The 18,221-nt window shown below is 36.2% G+C and carries 21 protein-coding genes; 8 read left to right on the top strand and 13 right to left on the bottom strand.

What is annotated here, in order from left to right; genetic code table 11:
- Positions 1–62 precede the first annotated feature (62 nt).
- Positions 63–1,655, top strand: coding sequence for a hypothetical protein (locus AC27VX_RS17995; protein ID WP_488697044.1), 1,593 nt, complete (start codon positions 63–65; stop codon positions 1,653–1,655).
- A complete protein-coding gene (locus AC27VX_RS17990; protein ID WP_488697042.1) occupies positions 1,648–2,628 on the top strand; it encodes a hypothetical protein in 981 nt (326 codons plus the stop codon). Before AC27VX_RS17995 ends, AC27VX_RS17990 begins: the two co-directional genes overlap by 8 nt.
- Before the next feature lie 77 nt (positions 2,629–2,705).
- Here AC27VX_RS17990 and AC27VX_RS17985 read toward each other — a convergent pair whose 3' ends face one another.
- The 8 genes from AC27VX_RS17985 to AC27VX_RS17950 form a co-directional block, all read right to left on the bottom strand.
- Positions 2,706–2,891: a hypothetical protein gene (locus tag AC27VX_RS17985; protein WP_488697040.1), complete on the bottom strand. Its 186-nt coding sequence runs from the start codon at positions 2,889–2,891 to the stop codon at positions 2,706–2,708.
- Between the two features lie 225 nt (positions 2,892–3,116).
- Positions 3,117–3,758, bottom strand: coding sequence for a hypothetical protein (locus AC27VX_RS17980; RefSeq protein ID WP_488697038.1), 642 nt, complete (start codon positions 3,756–3,758; stop codon positions 3,117–3,119).
- Positions 3,759–3,951: 193 nt separating this feature from the next.
- On the bottom strand, positions 3,952–4,188 hold the full coding sequence (locus tag AC27VX_RS17975; RefSeq protein ID WP_488697036.1) for a hypothetical protein: 237 nt from the start codon (positions 4,186–4,188) through the stop codon (positions 3,952–3,954).
- Complete coding sequence (locus tag AC27VX_RS17970) at positions 4,185–4,895, bottom strand: immunity protein Tsi6 family protein (RefSeq protein ID WP_488697034.1); 711 nt, start codon at positions 4,893–4,895, stop codon at positions 4,185–4,187. Before AC27VX_RS17970 ends, AC27VX_RS17975 begins: the two co-directional genes overlap by 4 nt.
- The gene (locus AC27VX_RS17965) at positions 4,888–5,529 is read right to left on the bottom strand and encodes a hypothetical protein (RefSeq protein WP_300685982.1); all 642 of its coding nucleotides are present in this window, start codon (positions 5,527–5,529) and stop codon (positions 4,888–4,890) included. The genes AC27VX_RS17970 and AC27VX_RS17965 overlap by 8 nt, the downstream gene beginning before the upstream one ends.
- Positions 5,530–5,948: 419 nt before the next feature.
- Entirely contained in the window at positions 5,949–6,314 is a 366-nt protein-coding gene (locus tag AC27VX_RS17960) for a hypothetical protein (protein WP_488697032.1), read from the bottom strand.
- Positions 6,311–6,730 (bottom strand): hypothetical protein, encoded by a 420-nt coding sequence (locus AC27VX_RS17955; protein ID WP_488697029.1) that lies wholly within the window; start codon positions 6,728–6,730, stop codon positions 6,311–6,313. The genes AC27VX_RS17960 and AC27VX_RS17955 overlap by 4 nt, the downstream gene beginning before the upstream one ends.
- A 608-nt stretch (positions 6,731–7,338) precedes the next feature.
- The gene (locus AC27VX_RS17950) at positions 7,339–7,863 is read right to left on the bottom strand and encodes a hypothetical protein (protein WP_488697027.1); all 525 of its coding nucleotides are present in this window, start codon (positions 7,861–7,863) and stop codon (positions 7,339–7,341) included.
- Between the two features lie 160 nt (positions 7,864–8,023).
- On the opposite strand from AC27VX_RS17950, the gene AC27VX_RS17945 reads away from it, so the two are divergent.
- The 6 genes from AC27VX_RS17945 to AC27VX_RS17920 all read left to right on the top strand — a co-directional run bounded on the left by AC27VX_RS17945 (position 8,024) and on the right by AC27VX_RS17920 (position 11,173).
- Positions 8,024–8,284 (top strand): hypothetical protein, encoded by a 261-nt coding sequence (locus AC27VX_RS17945; RefSeq protein WP_488697025.1) that lies wholly within the window; start codon positions 8,024–8,026, stop codon positions 8,282–8,284.
- A 213-nt stretch (positions 8,285–8,497) separates the two neighbouring features.
- Complete coding sequence (locus tag AC27VX_RS17940) at positions 8,498–8,833, top strand: hypothetical protein (protein ID WP_488697023.1); 336 nt, start codon at positions 8,498–8,500, stop codon at positions 8,831–8,833.
- Positions 8,834–8,973: 140 nt separating this feature from the next.
- Positions 8,974–9,255: a helix-turn-helix domain-containing protein gene (locus AC27VX_RS17935; RefSeq protein WP_488697021.1), complete on the top strand. Its 282-nt coding sequence runs from the start codon at positions 8,974–8,976 to the stop codon at positions 9,253–9,255.
- A 144-nt stretch (positions 9,256–9,399) separates the two neighbouring features.
- Positions 9,400–9,618, top strand: coding sequence for an ArsR family transcriptional regulator (locus tag AC27VX_RS17930; RefSeq protein WP_236855109.1), 219 nt, complete (start codon positions 9,400–9,402; stop codon positions 9,616–9,618).
- Between the two features lie 433 nt (positions 9,619–10,051).
- Positions 10,052–10,114, top strand: a complete 63-nt coding sequence (locus AC27VX_RS17925; RefSeq protein WP_488697206.1) for a bacteriocin-like protein — start codon at positions 10,052–10,054, stop codon at positions 10,112–10,114.
- Positions 10,115–10,324: 210 nt separating this feature from the next.
- Positions 10,325–11,173: a GLPGLI family protein gene (locus AC27VX_RS17920; RefSeq protein WP_488697018.1), complete on the top strand. Its 849-nt coding sequence runs from the start codon at positions 10,325–10,327 to the stop codon at positions 11,171–11,173.
- Between the two features lie 116 nt (positions 11,174–11,289).
- Here the strand turns inward: AC27VX_RS17920 and AC27VX_RS17915 are convergent, their stop codons facing one another.
- From AC27VX_RS17915 to AC27VX_RS17895, 5 genes are all read right to left on the bottom strand, one after another.
- Positions 11,290–11,700, bottom strand: a complete 411-nt coding sequence (locus AC27VX_RS17915; RefSeq protein WP_236855112.1) for a 5-fold beta-flower protein — start codon at positions 11,698–11,700, stop codon at positions 11,290–11,292.
- 298 nt (positions 11,701–11,998) lie between these two features.
- Positions 11,999–14,761, bottom strand: coding sequence for an RCC1 domain-containing protein (locus AC27VX_RS17910; RefSeq protein WP_488697016.1), 2,763 nt, complete (start codon positions 14,759–14,761; stop codon positions 11,999–12,001).
- Positions 14,762–15,744: 983 nt separating this feature from the next.
- Positions 15,745–16,185: a lysozyme gene (locus AC27VX_RS17905; RefSeq protein ID WP_236855115.1), complete on the bottom strand. Its 441-nt coding sequence runs from the start codon at positions 16,183–16,185 to the stop codon at positions 15,745–15,747.
- Complete coding sequence (locus AC27VX_RS17900) at positions 16,182–16,751, bottom strand: hypothetical protein (RefSeq protein ID WP_236855116.1); 570 nt, start codon at positions 16,749–16,751, stop codon at positions 16,182–16,184. The genes AC27VX_RS17905 and AC27VX_RS17900 overlap by 4 nt, the downstream gene beginning before the upstream one ends.
- Positions 16,752–16,796: 45 nt before the next feature.
- Entirely contained in the window at positions 16,797–18,113 is a 1,317-nt protein-coding gene (locus AC27VX_RS17895; protein ID WP_488697013.1) for an ATP-binding protein, read from the bottom strand.
- Between the last annotated feature and the right edge of the window lie 108 nt (positions 18,114–18,221).

Below are 18,221 nucleotides of genomic sequence, written 5' to 3'. Positions count from 1 at the left end.
TCGCGGATCATTCTCATCACGAAATATCAAAAATACTGTATTAAAAAAATAAAAATCGTAACATGGCAACACGTATTACCATAACAGACTCCGGGCAGACACAAACCTTAAATGGTCCATTGGCTCCGGATACTCCCGATGACTCATTACAGCGCATCAGTGACGTTTATTTTGCCAAAAAAGTGACAGCAGACAATGGAACAAGAGTCAGTTTCACAAAAATTGATTCTGCCCATATACAGCGGGATCACGATAATATTGAAATTCCCTACGATTCTATATTAGGAAAGACGGTGTATCTGATCATTGAGACCAGCAATATGCAGACCTTGAGTATAGATGCTGTGATAAGACCGTCCGCCAATACGATGACCGAAAATACAGATACCTTGCAACTCATGCGTTTTGTATCTCCTAACCGATATGAAGCACAGAGGCTGCTGACCGTGCAGGTTGGGAATTTTGATGCTCTTAACAATAGAGATGGCAGCCATGCCCATTATACCAATTTACAGGCGGACCATATCAATAAAGCTATTATCAAGCTGCAGCTAAGGCCGGATGCAAGGGCTGCTTTTGATGACTGGACAAGAAGACTGGGAGATCGCACGATCAACCTGGAGGTGGCGGTAGAAAGAACAGACAACCAGCCATGTGCGTATGGAAATGGGCAGCAGGAAGTAAATGGGGCAGGTACGTTCTTAGATACTGATGCCGGAAGATTCAGAGTGGTCAATAGAAATATCTATACCATCCACCATGGCAGTAATACTTACAATACTTTAGCCGTAATCAGTACCAATCCGGAAAGAAGAAGAAGGATTCAGAAAGTCCGTAATACCCATTCTACGGAAGTTATCTTTTTTTATTACGACCAGAATGATAATGAACACAGGATCTGTGCCAGAACTAAAGAAAGTGTCACCAGAAAAAGAAGAGTGAATGCTATACCACCGCTGGCCCAAAGAGGGACTCTTTTGGATACCATAGATTTCACAGCGAACAGAGCTGCCGGAGAACAGATAGATGCCCATCAGTTACTGGTGTATTCCAACGGAACCCTCGGCGATGGTGCTACGGACAAGTGGTATACCAATCTTACAGAAAGTGTAGATTTGGTGAATATGGATATTATAGCGAATACCGGCGTAGGACCACAGATATTTGAAGCATTCAATTATAACCAGAATGGCGTTGTCATCCGGTATGGATTTCAGCATACCAGAAGAAGAAGCATTCAGCCAGATTTATTTGCCGGTTTCTTGGGTTCATTGGCACAGTTCAGACAGGAAGGACACAATCATTATATTGTTTCTCAGGGATTTTCTTATTCTGATGCCTCATGCTATCCCAGCGCAGAACATGTGAACGGAGAAGCGGGAGACCTGAATCTATTAACGACTCAGCAGAATGGTGTCAATACAATTCTTACCGCAGCCAATTTTGATTATGATAATGAGGTCATCCTTCGCAATATCCTTTTTGATTTTGGATTTGTGCTGGGCCGGTCAGAGGATTTTTCAAACACCTCAAATGCCAGTACGGCAGACAATACCAGTACAAGGTTACCTCATACCACCCATACCGCTACGCCAAGACACAATAATCACCTGCATATTCACGGTTTCACCCCAATATTAGATATCTATGCCTAAAATTAATATCGCTTGTTTTACTATTCTGTTATTCCTTTTTTCATGCTACAGTAAGGCTCAAACGGAAAACAAGGCAGCAAGCACAAAAAAAACAGCTAATGGATCAGTTTTCTTTACTACGAATAAAGCGGACTGTATCACGCTGCCATTCGGATATTCGGATCTTTCAAAACGGATAACCACTGAATCTATTCTGCCTGCCATACAGGATGAAAATAAACTGAAAGAGCTCAATGCATTGCAGTTTGAAAAAGCAATAAAAAAAAATCTTATACTGCTTCCTGAAGAATACGATGTTTTTCTGCCATTCAGCAAGAACGTCAGTGAGAAGTATGACCTCATCAAAATAGCATCTCATCACCTTTGTTACAAAGACTATACACTCTATTTTATGGCAGTTTATAATACCGTTCGCTACGCGGACCCATTTATAGAAAAAATATATTTAGTTTCAACGAAGGAGGGTAAGCTTATCGATATGAAGAGAATATATCTTAATCATCAGGGAGAGATGGGATTTGCCAGCTATACTTTGTTTAATATCGACAAAAACAATATCATTGCCCTACAGGATTATGAGTTTACTGAAAGCCCTTTTACATTACAACCTTTACAGAAATACCAGATTCTGTCCTCCGGAAAATTGGCCAGGTACTATGATCATGATGGCCCTTATAAAAATAATGAAGAACAGGGCGTGGTGAAAAACCACAGTAAAGAAGGAAAATGGATAGAATTTAAACTCAATGGATATCTGGATTTAAAAAAATATCCGGAATTTACAGATCCTTATACTTATCTGGAAGCTGAATATAAAAATGGACTGCCTGACGGAACATGGAAATTTTATAAATTATTGCAGCAATATAATGAAGAAACAGGAGAACCTATATTAAGTACAAGGAAAAAAGGACCATTGATCTATACTGAAATGTATAAAGAAGGTGTGTTGGAAAAACGGGAATTTCAGTAATTCATACAGGTTGCTGATCCAGTATTTTCAGGGCTTTCCGGTTTCTTATGTTTTCCACGTTCTTATTCATTATATGCCTAACGATATTCTGAAAAATAAAGCGTTTGAAAGTGTTGAGCTTTTGCTGATGTGCTGGTTACCAGTTTAGTAAAAATGATTGCTGTATCTCCGGTAAAAACTTCTACCATCCTTGATTTCTCCCAGATATTCGGTCCTTCTGAATATACGATCGGTAAATCAGAAACGTTTAAGAAGTACCCCATTTTTTTATATTATGTCATATTTAATGCACCCAAAAAGTAACTGCATTATTTTATAATATAGAATAAAACTCATAAAAACTGGATTTCAAATACAATGAAGCTATTTCAACGGTAGATTCATTGTATTTGTTACACCATTCAAATACTACGTAAATACTCAAGAACCGGTGCCGCTTGTCTGATGTCCGCAAATAGAAATTAGTGATTGTATTTTTGGCTAATCTGTTATTTATGTCCAATAGTCTGAGTAAAAACAATATCCCCTCTTTCACCTTTTTTCCTGCTAATGTAGTATAAATCCTGATCAGTAAAATAAGGTATTATTTTTCCCTTTATAAATACAGGTACTTTCATAGATTTTTCCAAATCTTCAGTACGGGTTTTACTCATCGTTTCGTATCCTCTTATCTCTTCTGAATCATTCAGTTCATTTATTGTTCTGGCTTCCTGTTTATAGGTTTCATATTCTTCTTCGGTAATAAAAAAGACCGTAGTTTTATAGGTGAATTGGTTTTCTGAATCAGATTGAACCAAAGCATTTTTAACTTCTGCTTCTATTACTTTAACTGTTCCTGCCCATTCATTATAGGGCAAAACGAGATAAGATTCACCATAAAGTAATCCTATGCCTATATCTCTTACTGACTGCATGGAGCGATAGTCAAAACAGGGAGGCCATTGTTCATCGATATTCTCTATTTTAGGTAAAAAAAGGACTGTCGGAAAATGAAGCCCTAAGGTTAGTTTAAAAATGCCTTCCATTTTGTCATAACCAAAATCTTTTGCGTAAAAATGCAGGTCGTCCTGTTCGTTTGAAGCATCCGAATAGTACAGTATATAATTAAATTCATATTTATAATTCTTCATATTGTAAAAAATTTAATCCCTTTCCGTTACCGCACAAATCCTGTCGTGTGGTTTTATGATTACAAAGCAAACTTTTAAAAGACTCATCAATTATGTTTTTATTAAAGATAGTTTCTTTGAGAAAGTTAATAAAAACCACACCGTATAATCGTACAGTAGCTAGGGTAATAATCTATCTTATTTGTATCAGCTATTACCTCCATGAATTCATTTCATAGTTTGAAAAATTCATTTTCATATCTTCTATCCTTTCTTCAAGGGCTTTACTACCTGTCTGCAGATAGGTTTCTTTCTCAGATTCGTTCAGGGTGTACATGACATCGAATCCCGGAGCTGGCCTACCAATGGGAACTGATACGGTAATATGGCTCCCCTCTTCATAGATATAATATTCCCATTCTTTTTTTTCCAGTAGTTTCTTTTCTTTCATGATTTTGTATTGATCTGGTTGAATGTGTTTCTTCCAGCCTTATCATGGCAAATACCTTCTAAAAACAACATATATCGTCCCGGCTGATATTCTCCACAGGAAAACAGGTAGAATGCATCATTTTTCTTTAGATAATAAATTTCTAACCCCTTTTCAGAGGTATACTTTTCAATAAAACTATTGATGAAATTGAATTTGCATTCTTTAATAATGGCACCAAAACTCCTATCTCCTATTTCTTTTTTTAATTCTCTTAATGGATTGTCATAAAAATCACTGAATTTGAACTTTTGATTTCCAATTTCAAAAACTTCTTTTACACCTGCTGCTTCATCTCCATCAAATAATTTCTGCTTAATGATTTCAATGTTTTCCATCATAGCGGGATATAATGAGATTCCCCAAACGGCATCCTGCAGCCTATTAGCATACTCTGTATCGGCTTCCTCGCCAGGAAAATTCCTTACGACCATTACAGCCATTGGATATTTTTGATAAGCCTCCTCTTCCGTGTACACTCCATGATCTTCAATGACTGTTTTCTTTATATCCACCAATTGATTATAAAAAGAGATGTTCATTGGATCATTGGGAAATTGCTCATATTCTTCCTTTGCCTGTGCTAAAGCTTTTTCAACGATTTCACGATAATATTTTTTCGTTAACCGTTCTTCTAAATCGGTGTACACTGGTCTGTTCTTATCCATTGAAACTTTTTTCTGCTTCTTCTATATTGTAAGCAATCCGACTATCCTGACTGATCAAAGGTCTAAAAACATCCAGGTATTTCCTCCCTATATTTTTGTCATAATGAACCACTACGGGAAGCAGCTGGCTGGCCTGGTAATATCTTCTGTTTTCCAGGGCAGTCTGCATGGCCTGTTCTATTTCCTTTAAAAGTGGGCTGCAATCTTTCTCTAAAAGAAAGGTCTTCAGATTAGATTCAAAAAACCGGGTGCCGTACAGCTCTAAAAATTGCCTGATATAAGGATACAATTCCTGTTCGCTTTTCCCATTAAATGTTGAAATGTATAATGCATCAGTAATGATATCATACCCATTGTCTTCACCATGGAGTCTGTGGGGTTCAAAATTGTCTTTTTCGTCCCATTTTTCGGCAACGAAACGATCAAGCAGCTCAAAGCCTTCCGGTACAGACCATGCGAGTAAAATAAGCATTGCCTGATACGCAATATAACGGTCTTCATACTGAAGAAGATGTTTTAATTGTTGAACCCGTTCAAAATCTATTTTTTTAAGGAGCTGTACTTCATTCAAATCGTAGCCTTCGAAGCCCTCCTCATTGTAGTAGTAAAGGAGCTCATGGAGTTGGTTATTCATTTCATTAGTCTTTATAAGTGGTTTGAATAGTATCCGAAATATTCAATACCAGATTTTAAAAATACAAACTTTCTTTGTGATACGGAATTTCTTTACACTTTTACAGGTTTTGTCATTCTTTATACACAATGAGATTCATACAATTTGTTTTTTTCAACCATTTTAGATCATTAAAGAAGGCTAATATCTTCCTCCAAAGGTAAGTACACTTTAGAGAAAAATCAGAGATTTTCAGAAACCTAAAATAGCTCAACTGCCTGAAAACGTTTATGGTTAAAGTAAAAACTCGCAACCATGTCTAGGCTCAAAGTCTTGGCACAGTTTAGTTTCCATTTCAAAAGAACCTAAATATTGTATAATTTAAAATATTTAAAAAAACACAAAATAAAAGAACTTTGACGTTTAATCCCGGTTTTGTATTATGCCATATAACGGATGTCTTCTGTAATCAATTCCACGTCCTTTGCTCTTATAATAAGGACCATTACACCAATAGCCAATATATATGTTTTTAGTTCTTTGCCATCTTCCAAACAAAAAAGAAATTCAAACATAGGATGGTCTTCCAACCCAAATTCTCTGAGCAATTTATCGGTCTTTAATTTCTGACTTACTTCTTCTACTCCCGTGAATAGAAAACCTGCCGTTACAGATTCTTCTTTTTCTTTATCATAAATGCAGGCTATGGTAAAGACTTTTTTTGATGAATGATAATATTCTATGGATTTATGCCTGTACATCACAGTACCTTCTGACAAAAAAGGGAATACCGGTATTGCTTTCATGATACTAAATTTTTGATTTTTTCCTGTTCTCTGAACATTTCTCTAAAGCCGTCATCTGCCTGATATCCTTCGGCCAGTATATTAAATTCAGTTTCTCCTATCTGAAATATATAATGCTTCAGCAATTTCCCATTAATCTCCATATATTTAGCTTCTTTCTCTTTATTTTTTTTTATGAATACACCAGCCCAGTTACCTGTTTCGTCAATTGCCAAATAATTTTTCCGTTCCTGAATAAGCCTGGTTTTCTGATACATTTCTGATAAACCATGAAAATAATAGGATTTTAAATGATGATCTACCCTGATTCTTATATCTACTAAATAAAACACAGGATCTTCATAATCATCTACAACCCTTATCCAATAGCTGTCCAATATTATTTCGTCAAATTCTTCGAGTATTTTCTTTTTCATTGGGTCAATAGTTTTTTATTTGTTCTATGGATGATTTTCACTCTATCGTCAATCCTCCTGACTTTGGTGATTATAATTTCAAGCAATAATAATAAAAATAAGAGTTGAAAAAATTTATTTTCTAAATTTACTTCTATTACAAAAATTCTTATTTTAATACAAAGGATCGTGTTTTTAAGGCTGGTTAAGCATTAGGATAAAACACATACTTCATCAAATCAATTAAAGACATATTCTTTCTTTGCTTCCCAGAGTATGCATTATTAAATTAAAAACTTGGCGTCTGTAAAATTTCTATTCAGATGGACTTCATTTTGCTTAGCTATCTCATTTTTATGGCTGATGTAACCTTCTTTACCCATTTCTGAAGTACCTGCAACCCCTTATATAAGTATCTTTACCCCTTTAGGTAAAGGGACATCCCCCCTTTGGAAGTACCTATACCCCCTTATACAAGTACCTGTACCCCCTTAGGTACGGGGCTAGCCCCCCTTCGGAAGTACCTAAAGGCCGTTCACCAAGTACCTCGAGGCTCTTCCACCAAGCCTACAGGCCTCTGGAAGGCCATGTACCCTTTTTAAGCCTCCATTCGGCAGCAGAACATCTATCTATCTCTTCCCTCTCCTTTCAAGAATGAGGTGCGCAGCATCCAGCATTTTCGTCAGATGAATGTACGGACTGACGATATTACTTTCCGGTATATTGCCGTAGGCTCCCAGTGAAAAGTAGACCATGCCGGATATAAAATAGTCAAACTCTTTGATGCTGTATTCTTCAAATGCTTTTTTGAAGACGCGCAAAGGATTTTGGTATTCTTTCTCAGAAAGTAAACCGGGAAGCCAGGGAGAAACATTTTCTAAGGGAGTGTTGGTACGCCTTTTCTTTTTCTTCAGCGTAATAAGATAGCCAGCACGGATAAACGACTGCATCGACTGGCGGAAATGAAAAATAGCAGAGGGATCATCTTTTAGCCATGTATTTCCTTTTACTGCACAGTTTATAATATTGTTCAGCTTCTCTTTAGAGGCAGCCAGCTCATTGAACTTAAAAAAATTCTCCATAAGCTCTACTCCGGAATCTTTTTTAGGATCTTCCAAAAAATGGGCTTCAAAGTCTGTTCTTCTATTTTTCATGCGGTTGTTTTTTGTAATTAAGTAATTATTTATTTTCATCATTCATTAATTCCAGGGATTGAACACAGCTCTTCCTGTACCATGAAGATTTCATGATATCAGCAGCTGAACTTTTGTTTAATACTATTTGTTTTCTGTTACACGTTTTACCGGTTGTAAAATGGGAGGAAGCCCTGTCAATGCCGGACTTCCCACCCATACAAGACAAAAAATAAAAACTTATGATAAAATTTGTGTTTTTCAGAAAGCCCGAAGGCCGCAACGGATTGTACACCCCATTGTAACGCGTCATGATACTTTATGCGGTAAAGCGGGCTTAGAAAATGAGAATTGTAGAAAAGCAGAACGGCATGAAAATAAAAACGGCATGGGACTCTACAATATCCGATTCGGGGCACTGGTATACCTTGCATACAGATAAGAGAGCCCACGCCTAGGTCGTGAGCTGTTTACTTATCCTCTCGTATGCTAAAAATTACCAGTTTTCGAATCGAGATTCTAAGCAATAGCTTCTATTATTCTTTGAAGTATCGCAAAACTACATTAATTTTTTAATGTAACATTTTGCTAATATACAAATTTATTTACACATGTGTAATTGTTGCAATGCTTTTTTATTAGTCCTTTTGTTTTCATGAAAAAACAAATTAAAATAAGTGAATTAACAGAAGCTATATCAGCGGTTATAAAAGATCTTTACAAAGAAAGAGGTACTGCTGTATTAGATGAAAATAATCAGTATTTTAATGAGATAGGCAAAAATTTAGGATTAGAAAGGTACACCTCCACCGATCATAATGTGACTTGTAGTAAACTATTTGCCATATGCGACTTTTTTGAAATTTCAATGTCTGAATTTTTCATAAAGGTTGAAGAGAAAAATAAATTGCTCAAATTTGATAAGAAAAGACAAGGCTCATTAGTGCTAAAAGCCTATGAGGACGCTGAAAAAAATAATAACAAATCCTAACGTTTCGTTAGGATTTTCTTGTTCTTTGAAGTATCGCAAAGCTACATTTATTGTAGCTTATTTTACAAATATAAAACAACTCCTCAAAATATGTATTATAGTACATAATATTTTTTGATGTTTTTCATTCACTTTGATTTATGAATGAATCATTAGAAGAAATAGAAAGATTTGTTATAACCCGTATAAAAGAAATACGAGAATCAAAGGGTATTACTCAAGAAGAACTTTCTCTTTCTATCGGTAAAAATATTGGATTTATTTCGCAGATAGAAGCTCCTTCGAAAAAAGCTAAATATAATGTCATCCATCTAAATTTAATTGCAATAGCATTAGGTTGCTCAATTAAAGATTTCTTCCCCGATGAACCTATTAAAGAGAAGAAATATGATATTAAAGAAATCAAACCTAATAAATCCTGACGAAAAAGTCGGGATTTATTTATGATCAAATTGTTCAGGCTTACCCTTATATTATTTAAAAAATATCCCGAACTTTATGGTAAATTAAGCTTTATGACCCATAGTGCATAATTATTAAAAATTCTATACATATCAAATATTACCATGAAACAAAATACAGATAAAAAACCTGCCAAAACCTGCTATAATCATCTTGGCGGGAAACTGGGAATGCTCCTTCTGGAAGAGTTTATTAATAAAGGATGGATTGCAAAAGAACATGCCACCGACAAGTATTTTTATATTACCGATGAGGGTACAAAGGGATTTACAAAACTCGGGATTGATCTTTCACAAATAAAATCGGAAGATCTCCAAAAGTAATCTAAACGAAGGTATACTGCGCTACCCATTTACGACTAAAAAAGGCCCGGATTATAAAATCCAGACCTTACTTTTTTCATTGATCCACTGAACGGGATCATTTATTTTTCGCAGTGATGATCATCACTCTAACTTAAAAAGGAAATACACCACTTTAGCCCTGCTCTCCATAGTTTTCTGACTTTGACCATATAAAAAGGAGATTATTTTTATTTTACTGGCTCAAAGTGAGAAAATTTAACATACTTAATGTTCATTATTTATCAATTAATATAGTAAAAAAATCTACATTTTTAAATTATTATTTAAATAAATTAACGAGTTTTATTATCATTCAATAAATTGATATTCAAATAATTAAAACCAAAAACCTCTCTCCGCCGTATGATTTATATACTTATATTTAGTACTTAATTTTAAATATTTTAATGCAATGAGAAAGCTTAAAAAATTATCTCGAAATGACCTTAAGGAAGTAAAAGGAGGTCAAGTTTAGATTGCAGTAACTAAATGTGGTTTCACAGCTACAACTACTCAAGACTGGACTGCTGAAGAGGCAAATGCTTGGGTTGATGAAATTGAAAAAAATTACTGTCAGCCGGCTACACACAGTGGTACTAGTAAGAATTTGGCATAATGTCAATTAATACACTTATGGTTAAAATCACTATACCATAAGTGCAATTTTATAATGAAAATATCTCTTATGCATTATTATAAAAAGCTACTTCAACTATTCATTTTATTTTATAGCATTCTATTTTATGCTCAATCATACAAACAGGATACTTTGCGTGGTGAGTTTACTTATCAGCTAAAAGCTAAATTTGATATACGCACTGAGAATAGATATGAAGAACTATTTTCATTACAGATAGCTGACAAACGTGCATTTTTTGCAAGTACCATATCATTGAAGGGTGACTCAGTAATGGAGAATTCAAGAACAACAACGAATAATCCCGATGGAAGCATCACTCTTAGCTATAAAGAAGGGGTTGTGATTCCAAAAACAAATTTATCATTTACCATTATACAATCCAATGAAAATGTCCAATACTTTAGATGGGTTGGCATGTCAGTACTCACCTATAAAGAACCAGTAATAAAGAATTGGAAACTTGTAGATGAAACAAAAATAATTAATACAATTAGTTGTAAAAAAGCAGAAGCTACCTTTAAAGGAAGAAATTGGATTGCATGGTATTCTCCTGAAATTCCGCTACCCTATGGTCCATATAAATTTAGTGGATTACCAGGATTAATAATTAAGATATCAGATGATAAAGGAGATTATAGCTTTGAGCTTGTAAAATCTGTATCTGATTCTAAATTGAAAGGAAAACTAATTAACATTAAGAAAAGCAGATTTACCGGAGCAATAGAAACAACACAACCGAAACTTAAACAGGCATTAAGAAATGCAGATGCCAATGCAGCTGCTGTACTTGCAAGTTATGGAACCACAATCATAAAAGGGCAGGAAATGGTAAGACAAAGAGAAAAAGAAAGAGAAGAAAACCAAAAATATGAAAATCCATTAGAATTAGAATAAAAGAACATGGTCCCGTAAAGCATGTATAAGCTAAAAAACAAAGGCTCAGAGTATAAAAATCCAAGCCTTATTTTTTTGATCCATTCAACGGGATCATTTCTTTTTCGCAGTGCTGATTAATCTACTTTGAAGAAGAAATAGGCTACAGCCGCCCACTCTTTTTTAATGCCCCTTGCATAGCCAATAGTACTGTGGCTGCTGTTTTCTACCGTTCCATCGTCTTTGATATAACCCATGGTGGAATGACTGCTGTTTTCTACAGTACCGTCACTTTTGACATAGCCTACGGTAGAACGGCTTTTGTTTTCTATAGTCCCATCGCTTTTGATGTACCCGATGGTGGAGTGGCTTTTATTTTCGATTGTTCCATCTGACTTGATATACCCCACAGTGGAATGGCTGCTGTTTTCAATGGTTCCGTCAGATTTGATATAGCCTTTTGTGCTGTGGCTTCCCGACTCTATCGTTTGTGCACTTGCTATAGAAAGGCCGAAGAGAAGAAAGGAAATAATTCCTATTTTTTTCATGATTTTAAAATTTTAATAAGGTTATTGTTTTTGATTTCTTAAAGATATTAAACTTGTTTACACTTTTACAAATTTCGCATTCTTTAGTTACAAAGAAATTCATGTAACCTGATATTTTAAGCCTCTTTTATCTGATCTGTTTTTAAAGAATAGTGCCACTTATCAATAAGTGACACTACTTTTAAACATAAATGTAATAAATATTTAATTTTTTCAAAAGAAATATCCGCGTAAATTCTCTTTTAAAAACTCAGGTTATCAGGATTTTAAATCTCAATAAGCCAGTTTTTAAAATTATTTATCGCTTGATCACTTTTACTGTTTTTACAAAGCCATCAGCTCCATTTACTTTCACCTGATAAACCCCTGATAAAAGAACAGAAACATCAAGTGTTCCTTTAGTATCATTGATCGTTTTCGTAAGTACCGGTTTCCCTGCGGTATTGAAAACCGTTACCGAAAGAATCTTTTGGTCATACGAGATTGTCAGGATATCCTGTACAGGATTTGGATAAACTTTCAGCTGATCTGCCTTCGCTGAAATTTCATTAGCCGTTTTTGCTGAACCTCCATTAAAAACTACAATCGCTGCAGGGCAGGCAACAGGCGTGAAAATTTTCCTTTGAATATTGGTCCCATCTCCTATTGTTCCCCAGGTATTCTGACCACTGATGGCTAAAAATCCATTAGCATTTACAGCCAGTGTATTATTTCCCCCTGCTGCAATATTCTCCCAATTGGAAGCTGTCCCAATACGCATCGGTGCAGATCTGTGTGTCTCTGTACCATCACCTAATTGGCCCAAACCATTATGTCCCCATGTCCAGAGACTTCCATCTGTTTTAGTGGCAATAACAGAACCATTAAAGTTGGTGTTAATACTTCTCCAATTTGCATCTGTTCCCACCTGTGTTGGGATATTCCTTGAACCTGTACTTCCGTCACCTAACTGGCCCCATTTATTATCTCCCCATGTCCAAAGCGTTCCGTCTGTTTTAATGGCTATCGAGTGGCTTCCTCCTTCATCAATATCTTTCCAATTCGTTGCTGTACCTATTTGAACAGGAAAAGTGCTTGCTGCAGAAATACCATTACCTAACTGTCCTTTGGAATTATCTCCCCAGGCCCATAGCGTTCCATCTGTTTTTATGGCGAGCGTATGATTTCCTTTGGATGTGGCAACGAGCCAGTCTGCTGCTGTTCCTATTTGCACCGGTAAGGTTTTATTGACCGTTGTACTATCTCCTAATTGTCCTTTGGAATTACCTCCCCAACTCCACAGTGTTCCATTTGATTTTATAGCTACTGTATGGCTATATCCAGCGACAACACTTACCCAGTCTGTTGCTGTTCCTACCTGTGTTGGCGTATTTCTCTTGGTTGTAGTTCCATCCCCTAACTGTCCCCAGTAATTATTCCCCCAGGTCCAAAGTGTTCCATCTGCTTTGATTCCTGCGGAATAAGAAGTTCCAGCAGCTATTTTCGTCCAGTTATTTGCAGTTCCAACTGGTGTTGGCTTATTTTTATCAATATTGGTTCCATCTCCCAGCTGTCCGTCAAAATTATCGCCCCAGGCCCATAGTGTTCCATCTGCTTTGAGCCCTATCGCATGAGAATTCCCAGCTTTAGCACTTTGCCAGCATCCGGTTTCAGTTGTAGGAAGTGTGGTAAAAGAACCTCCTGCTATCCAATCTACCCAGCTGAAGCCGCAATCAGGTGCCACCCACCAGTAATAAGTGGTATCAGGTAATAAATTAGTCAAATTGACTGTTGTAGAGGGAGTAGCTCCATTATTTCCTCCAATAGCAGGATTGGTGCTGTAAAGATACAGATATCCATTACTGGGAGCCTGAGTGGCTGCGGTCCAGTTAATAGTAGCCTTTGAAGAAGTAATATTGGTTGCTGCCAATTGTGTGGGAGGAATGCAAACCCCCGGACAATCAATAGAAATAAATGTATTTTTATCATTGTTGACGGTATTGGTAGTAGAAGTTCCGTCACCCAGCTGTCCGTAATTATTTACTCCACAAACCTTTAAAGAACCGTCAATAGTTTTTACAAGCACATGATTTTTTCCGGCAAAAATCTGTAAGTTGTCCGTAGAAGAGCCTACCTGTACTGGTGATGCTCCACCATTGGCTGATCCACTGGTACCATTACCCAAATGTCCGTAATAATTATACCCCCATGACCAAAGTGTTCCATCTGCTCTCGTTGCAAATGTAGCCCCATTTCTGGCAGATGCATTGAGCCAGTTGGTTGCCGTTCCTATTTGGGCAGGAATATTGCTGCTGACCGTCGTTCCATTTCCTAATTGTCCATAAACATTCGAGCCCCATGTCCATAGCGTACCATCTGTTTTGACCGCTACCGAATAACCATCAGAAGCATCAACACTTTTCCAGTTGATATCGGTTCCTATTTGGGTCGGGATCATTTTTATAATTTTGGTTCCATCTCCTAACCGCCCGTCAAAATTAGTTCCCCAGGCCCATAATGTCCCATCTGTTTTGATTCCTGCAGAATAGTTATTGCCAGCATCAACACTTTTCCAATCCGTAGCGGTTCCGATTTGCGTTGGGGTCTTTTTTGTAATTTTAGTTCCGTCACCTAATTGGCCATCACTATTATTCCCCCAAGCCCATAATGTTCCATCTGTTTTGAGTCCTGCCACATGATTTTCTCCTATGCTGACACTCTGCCAGTTGTTGGCTGTCCCCACCTGTATTGGAATTCTTTTTGAAACAGTAGTTCCGTCACCTAACTGTCCATAATCATTATCTCCCCATGCCCACAGTGTTCCATCTGTTTTGATAGCAAAAGTCTGGTCATTGCCGGCAATAACAATTTTCCAATCTCTTAATATTCCTATTCGGGTCGGGACCTTTTTGCCGTTGACGTTTAGGTCGGCCAGTTGCCCGGAGAAATTAACTCCCCAGCCCCACAATGAGCCGTCTGTTTTTATTCCTACTGAATGGTCATTACCTGCACCAAGACTTTGCCAGCATTGGGCAAAGGAATGCAAACTGATGAATACAAATAATAAAAGTATTTTTCTCATATTTTAGATTTTGTCATATTTTCCTACTCATATAGCTTTTCGGTTCCGCTTCGTTTGAATGGTTTCTGAACTCCATGAAAAAGTGATCTCTGAGAGAAGACTTTTTGCCAACTAAAACCTGTTCTTGCAAAAACAAGAATTTTAATCGGTGAATCAACGTTGATTTTGATAATGTTTTGATTGATCAGATAGTGCAGTACTACAACTGATACAACAGCAGACTTCATCCAACTTCCCTAAGAGCATTTCTGTTTTCCAAATCGATAACGGAATATCCGTTGTACCTTATTATCGGGTAATTTGAGGAAACAATCAAATTAACCATATTGATTAAATACGATTGGTAGCTCTGAAAAAATTTTGAAGACTTACTATTGTTCTATATTGTTTGAAACAATCAGTTGTGATAAACTAGTAAAATAAATACAGTGTAGCTGTGTACATTTTCATGGTTTAATTAATTTTCAAGATTAGTTTATTAGTTTTTTTGTAACAATATCATCAATGATGGTATTATTTTCTCAATTGCAAAAGTAAATTTTTCCAGATATCTATCAAATAGTTGTTGAAAAATAATGCTGATTTTATTTTTTATGTACATTTTTTATTTTAAAATGCCATACTGAGAATATTTTTTGTAGCACAACGAGGATTTGACCCCTTTAGTATTTTTATATCTATATCGTACTGAATATTTTTTCGGAAAAGGGAAGATTTGTATTATAACAGAAAAGTAAAAAACCTCCCTTATATAAGGAGGTAATTTGTTTTTTTAGAAATGATAAATTTGAAAGATTACTCTCAAATATAACTAGTTTTATATCAGCATCTGACAGTAGCTATAATACGATGTGAAACTATCTTTAATTATTATCACAACAAAAGAATATGATTTAATTTAAAAGGAAAGAGTTCGATAGAATCCCGAACTCTTTATGATCAAAAGTTGTTTAAACTTTGTAGACTGTTTACAGTCGCATTGTTTACTTCGAAAAGAACAGATCAGCTTCTGCTTTTCTTCTGCGGATCAAACCGTTTAAAACTTTTCCTCCGGCAGTAATATATTTGGTGGTGAACCAGTTTCTGATTTCGGACTCTCCTGCTTTTTTATTGACTAAAGAAAATAGCGTATCAGATCCTCCGGTATTGTAAGTATGTGATACAAGGGCATCATATTGATTTTGGGTAAGGACCACTTTCACTTTATTGCTGACAATTTTTTCGTAAGTTGGTAAAACAGTCGAAAATAATTCTGTCGCTTTTTCTCTTGTGATTGCGGGATCTTTCATGGTGACCTTCTTTCCTCCCGGATAGTAGGTATTACCATAACCTATCGTTGGAATTCCTGCTGAATCCAGATAAGGACTAGAGCTGAAGCCTTCAAATGATACAATCAGATTGATTCCTTTTTGTGATGTTTTCATTTCTTAAAATATTTATAGGTGAAAAAGATGAGTATTAAGGTGATTCCAAGAATGGTAATGAAGATCCAGGCTGCGATATCAAATCCATTAAGTTTTATTTTTTTGGTTTCTTCAGAGACTTTTGAAGTCACTTCTTTGGTAGTTTCTTTTGAAGCTGTTGTCTGGGTTATATCCTGAATAGCATAGACAGCTTCGCTCTTTTTAATCTCAGATTTTTGACTACCAGCCTTTGTATAATGATTACTGATGGTATATTCTGCGTTTCCCATTATAGAAATGCTTTGAATAGTATCGCTTCCCACAACATTATGGAATACAAAGGGATTGGAGGTATCAGATTTCCCTTTGATCAGCAGGTCTCCGGATATTTTATTGTTCTCTTCCCTCAACGTAGCACCTGTAGATTCGCTTTGAATTGATTGTAAGGTCTGTAAGACTGAAGAATCAACTTTCACTTTTTCTGTTGCTTTTGTATTCTCTTTATATGTGGTTGTAATTTTGTGTTTGCTTCGGCAGCCCAACAAGAGGCCGCAGAATATGATCAATAGAAGAACCTTTGCTTTCATTAGTTTTTGTTTTTAAAATTGAATGCGTTTACCTGTGTGATTTTTTTATGAAAAGATCTTTTCTTCTTTTACATATTCTTTTTTGATCCCGTCTAATAACATCTCTATGCTTACTTTGTAACCTGGTTCATTCAACGCAATTGTTTTTAAACTTACATCCTGTATTACGTTCATAATATTAGAACCTGTGAGCTCGTATCGTTTGGCGATTTCTTCCAGATCAATGTCTTCAAGGTTTAATTGTTCGGGTAAATTCTGCTGCCAGATACGCAGACGCTCTTCATGCTTTGGATTATTGAATTGTATGCAGCTATGAAAGCGTCGCGTAAAGGCTTTATCCATATTATTTTTAAAGTTGGATGCCAAAATGATAAGTCCTGAGAATGTTTCTATCTTTTGTAACAAATAAGAAACTTCCTGATTGGCATATTTGTCATGGGCATCTCTTACTGAGGTTCGTTTTCCGAAAATAGCGTCTGCCTCATCAAAAAATAAAATCCAGTTTTTATTTTCTGCTTTGTCAAATAACTTAGCCAACTGCTTTTCTGTTTCTCCGATATATTTTGAGACCAGCATAGAAACATCGACTCTAAAGACCGGACGTTTGGTGTATTTCCCCAAGAGGCTGGCGGCAAGAGTTTTTCCGGTTCCCGGTTCTCCATAAAACAACACCCGGAAGCCCGGCTTAAGTTTTTTCTGCATGTCCCAGTCTTCCATAAGTATCCGGCTGCTGTTGTACCAGGCCTCAATGCTTTGAAGTTCATCTAATGTGGCGGGCGGGAGTATCAGATCTGTCCATGACCGGCGCGTATGTAGTTGCTCTGCCGGAAAGTCATTACTCATTTTTGGCAATAGTTCTGTTCCAAACATCAGAGTATTAAAAGCTTCATAATGAATATTTATCTGGCTATTCAGTGAGGTATGCTCATGTGCTGAGCCTGAAAAGACAATAAGCTCTTCTTTAATCAAAACTGAATTTGAGCCGAAATAATCCATTACTTTCAATCGCTCTGAAATGCTGTCTCCACCCAAAATATACTGAACAGCCTGAACTGTTGGATAAAAGAGCCTGCCGTTATCATTGGTTGAACAGAAGTCAAACAGGACACTACCTGGAAACTCTAAATAAATGCGTTTCAGCAATGACGGATCCAATCTTGGTAGTAAAGCCATTAAAAGAATAACAACTTCCTGATGGGCAAGCTCTTTCCCTGAAATATAGTCTCCTAATTGAAAACCTTCATGGTCACTAGTTTTAAATTCAGGTGCTCCAACATTAAAATGTTCTGAAGAATTGTTTATACGCCATGTAATAACCTCTTCTAAATGCGTAAATAATTTTTGTATTTGTTTTGCCTCCATTGGTTTTTTAGTCTTTTTTATTTTTGAAAAACACCTGTTATTTTACCCGTAAAAAGTAATAAACCTCAAACGAAAAGCAGCTCACATTGGAGAGTCTCACCAGAACCG

Source organism: Chryseobacterium sp. 14P4.3.2 (assembly GCF_057799275.1).
Note: the sequence above shows the minus strand (reverse complement) of the source record. Positions and strands in the feature narration are given on the sequence as shown.